The sequence below is a fragment of the Kitasatospora sp. NPDC006697 genome, assembly GCF_042869935.1.
GTDB lineage: Bacteria > Actinomycetota > Actinomycetes > Streptomycetales > Streptomycetaceae > Kitasatospora.
In genome coordinates this window covers 1-4591 of the sequence record NZ_JBIAGU010000068.1, presented here as the reverse complement: position 1 = coordinate 4591, position 4591 = coordinate 1, and the positions used below count along the sequence as shown (strand labels likewise).

General features: G+C 76.8%; 1 protein-coding gene. It reads right to left on the bottom strand.

Annotated elements, in window-relative coordinates; translation table 11 throughout:
* On the bottom strand, positions 1-4489 hold a 4489-nt coding region (locus ACFYNO_RS41070), incomplete at its 3' end, for an SDR family NAD(P)-dependent oxidoreductase (RefSeq protein WP_388023882.1).
* Between the last annotated feature and the right edge of the window lie 102 nt (positions 4490-4591).

Below are 4591 nucleotides of genomic sequence, written 5' to 3'. Positions count from 1 at the left end.
CCAACGCCACCAACGACGACGAACACGCCGTATCCACCGTCAACGCCCGCCCACGCAACCCCAACACATACGCAATCCGCCCCGACGCCACACTGGACTCGTTGCCCGCCAGCAGCAGGCCCTCGACCTCCTCGGGGGCCCGGTGCAGCCGGGATCCGTAGTCGTCGTACATGGCACCGATGAAGACACCGGTGTCGGTCTCCTTCAGCGAGTGCGGGTCGATCCCGGCGCGTTCCAGCGCCTCCCAGGCGACCTGGAGCAGCAGCCGCTGCTGCGGGTCGGTGGCGAGCGCCTCGCGCGGGCTCATGCCGAAGAATCCCGCATCGAACTCGCCCGCGTCGTAAAGGAATCCGCCGCGCCGGGTGTAGCTGGTGCCGTGGTGCTCCGGGTCGGGGTGGTAGAGCGCGGCCAGGTCCCAGTCGCGGTCGGCGGGGAAGTCGCCGGTCGCGTCCCGGCCGCTCGCCACCAGCTCCCACAGCTCCTCCGGCGACGACACCCCGCCCGGGAACCGGCACCCCATCCCCACGATCACCACCGGGTCCTCCGCCACCGCCGCCTCCCGCACCGCCACCGGCCGTTCGCGGACGGCGGGGGCGTCGAGTGCGGCGTGCAGGCGCTCGGCCAGGGACGCGACGGTGGGGTGCTCGAAGACCACGGTGGCGGGCAGGGTGAGCCCGCTGAGGGCGTTGATCCGGTTGCGCAGCTCCACGGCGGTGAGCGAGTCGAACCCGAGCTCCTTGAAGGCGCGTTCGGCGGCGATCGAGTCGGGCTCCGGGTGTCCGAGCACCTGGGCGGTCTGCTCGCGGAGCAGGCCGGTCAGGGTGCGCAGCCGGTCGTGCGCGGGCACGGCGGCCAGCCGCGCGGCCCAGGCCCCGCCACCGGTGCGGCTGTCGGCCGCCACCGGCACCCGCAGCAGCGCGCCGAACAGCGCGGGCAGCCGGCCTGCCACGGCCTCGGCCCGCAGCACCGCCTCGTCCCAGGGCGAGACCACCAGGTGCTCCTGGTCGGTCGCGGTGTCCAGCACGTCGAGCGCGAGCGCGGTCGGGACCGGGCCGATGCCGTACCTGGCCAGCCGGCCCCGGTCGGCGGCGCCCAGGTGGCCGGTCATCGCGCCGGTCTCCTCCCACAGGCCCCAGGCCAGGGCGACGGCGGGCAGGCCGGCGGCCCGCCGGTGCGTGGCGAGGGCGTCGAGGAAGGCGTTGCCGGCCGCGTAGTTGGCCTGGCCGGGCACGCCGATGGTGCCGACGGCGGAGGAGAAGAGCACGAACTCCTCGACCGGGTGCTCCAGGGTGAGTTCGTGCAGCAGCCAGCCGGCGTCCACCTTGGGGCGCAGCGCCGTGGCCAGCTGATCGGCCGTCAGGTCGGTGACCACGGCGTCGGCCAGCACGCCCGCCGCGTGCACCACGGTGCGCAGCGGGCGGTCGGCGGGGATCGCGGCGAGCAGGCCGGCCAGCGCGGTCCGGTCGGCGACGTCACAGGCGGCGACGGTCACCTCGGCGCCCGACGCGCGCAGTTCGGCGGCGAGCTCGGCGGCGCCGGCGGCGGCCGGTCCGGTCCGCCCGACCAGCAGCAGGTGCGGCGGTGCGGGCCGGGCGGCGAGGTGTCGGGCGATGATGGCACCGAGCGCACCGGTGCCACCGGTGATCAGGGCGGTTCCCGGCGATTCGGAGCCGGCAGCGCGGGCACCGGCCGGGGCGTCGGCGACGACCAGGCGCGGCACCAGGACGGCACCGCAGCGCACCTCGGTCTCCCGCTCCGCCGGGTGCCCGGCGACCAGGTCGAGGGCAGTCGGTCCGTCCACTACGGTCAGGCCGATCCGGCCGGGGTGCTCGGCGGCGGCGGCGCGCAGCAGACCGCGCAACGCGCCGGTCGCGAGCCGGCCCGCGGGTGCCACGAACCGGATCCGGGCGCCGGGTGCCGCGGTGGGCTCGGCCAGCCACTGCTGGAGCAGCGTGAGCGCGGCGGCGGTGGTGGCGTGGGTCTCGGCGATCGGATCCGACGGCTCGTCGACCGCGGTGGCACCGACCGGCACCACCAGCAGTTCCGGCACACCGCCGTCGGCCGCCAGCTCGGCGAGCGAGCCGGCCACCCGGCCGGCGCCGGTCACCAGCGCCGGGTCACCGAGGCCGGTGAGCAGCGCGGTCGCGCCCCCGCTCGGGGCGGTACCCGCCACCGGGGCCGGCTGCCAGTCGATCCGGTGGGCCACCGGTGCGCGGCCGGCGGCCAGTTGGGCGCGGTCGATCGGCCGGAAGGCCAGTGCGGCGATCTCGGCCAGCGCGGCGCCCCGGGCGTCGCTGAGCGCGAAGCGGTAGCGCGCGCCGCCCAGCGGCTCGATCTCCACCCGCAGCGGACCGCCGTCGTGGCCGGTGCGCAGCACCCGCAGGCCCTCGAAGGCGAAGGGGAGCAGCGGACGCTCCGGGTCGGCGGCGCCGTCATCGAGCAGCCCGGCGACCACCGGGTGCAGGGCGGCGTCCAGTTGGGCGGGATGCAGCAGGTAGCCCGGTCCGGCCGCCTGCTCGGGCGGGCCGGCGGCGGCGATCTCCGCGTAGAGGCGGCCGCCGCTGCGCCAGGCGGCGGTGAGGCCCTGGAACGCGGGGCCGTAGTCGTAGCCCCGCGCGTACAGCGCCCGGTAGAGCTCGCCGGGTGCGACCGGCTCGGCCCCGGCCGGCGGCCAGGCGGCGTCGTCCGGGTCGATCCCGGCGTCGTCCGGCTCGGGCACGGCGGGTGCCAGCACCGCCGTGGCGTGGCGGGTCCAGGGGTGCGCGTCGGTCGGGCGGGCGTGCAGTTCCGCGGTCCGCAGGCCGTCCGGGGCCGGCGGGCCGACAGCCAGTTGGAACTGGACCGGGTGCTCCTCGGCCGGTGCCAGCGGAGCCAGCACGGTGAGTTCGCGCACCTCGGCGGCCTCGAGCAAACCGCCGGCGCGCAGCGCCAGTTCGGCGAAGGCGGTACCGGGGACCAGCACGGTGCCGAAGACCCGGTGGTCGGGCAGCCAGGTCTCGGCCCGCGGGTCGAGGCGGCCGGCCAGCAGCGCACCGTCGCTCCCGGCCAGCGGCAGCAGCGTGGTCAGCACCGGGTGCCGCTCCGCTCCGGTGCCCAGGCCCTCGCCCTGCGGCCGGGCCGCGGGCTGGGCGAGCCAGTAGCGGTCGGCGGCGAACCGGTAGGTGGGCGGGCCGGCGACGGGCAGGGCGCCGGGCGGCGTGCGGGACCAGGCGACGGGCAGGCCGCCGAGTTCGGCCGCCGCCAGCGCCCGCCGGAAGCCGGCCGGCCCGCCGGCGTCCCGCCGCAGGGTGCCGGCCGCGAAGGCCCGGACTCCGCGGGCGGCGAGGATCTCCTCGACCGCGAAGGTGAGCACCGGGTGCGGGCTGATCTCGACGAAGTGCCGGTGGCCGGCGTCGATCAGGCTGTGCACGGCCTCCTCGAACCGCACGGTGGACCGCAGGTTCCGGTACCAGTAGTCGGCGCCCAGGCCGGTGGTGTCGGCCAGCCGTGCGCCGGTGACGCCGGAGTAGTAGGCCACGGTGGCGGGCTCGGGTGCCAGACCGGCGCCGATCCGCAGCAGTTCCTCCCGCAGCGGCTCGACATGGCTGGTGTGCGAGGCGTAGTCGACCGGGATCCGGCGGGCCCGCACGTTCCGCTCCTCGCACCGGGCGAGCAGTCCGGCCAGGGCGGCGTCGCCCCCGGCCACCACGGTGGCCGTCGGGCCGTTGCGTACGGCGATCTCCAGATCGCCGCCGTACTCGGCCAGCAGCGGCTCCAACCGGTCGGCGCCGAGGGCGACCGAGACCATGCCGCCGCCGCCCGCGATCCCGAGCAGCGAGCGGCTGCGCAGGGTGACCAGCTTGACGGCGTCCCGGAGCGGGAGCGCCCCGGCCACGTAGGCGGCCGCGATCTCGCCCTGGGAGTGCCCGACCACGGCGTCCGGTTCCACCCCGGCTGCCCGCCAGAGCGAGGCCAGGCCGACCATCACGGCGAACAGCGCCGGCTGCACCACGTCCACCCGGTCCAGCGAGGGCGCACCCGGGTCACCGCGCAGCACCGCCAACAGGTCCCAGCCCGCGAACTCCGCCACGGCCGCCGCGCAGGCCGTCAGCTCGGCCCGGAACTCGGCGCTGGAGTCCAGCAGTTCACGCGCCATCGCAGGCCACTGCGAGCCCTGGCCGGGGAAGACGAAGACGGTGCGGCCCGGCGTGCGCTCGCCGGTCAGCAACGCCTCGTGCACCTCGCCGCCGGCCAGCGCACGCAGCGCGGTGCGCAGGGTGGCGGTGTCCTCGGCGAGCACGGCCGCGCCCCGGACGAGCCGGGCGCGGTGGGCCAACGCCGCTGCCAGCGCCACGGGTTCCGCCTGCGGCTCGCGGTCGAGGTGGGCGAGCAGCGCCTCCGCCTGCCGGGACAGCCCCGGACCGTCCGTCGCCGAGAGCAGCAGCGGCGGCGGAAGCTCTGACTGACCGACCGTCAGATCGTGCTCCAGTGGAGCCTGTTCCAGGATCACATGGGCGTTGGTGCCGCTGATCCCGAACGAGGAGACCCCCGCCCGACGCGGCCGCCCCACCTCCGGCCACAACCGCTCCTCACGCAACAACTCGACCCCCGA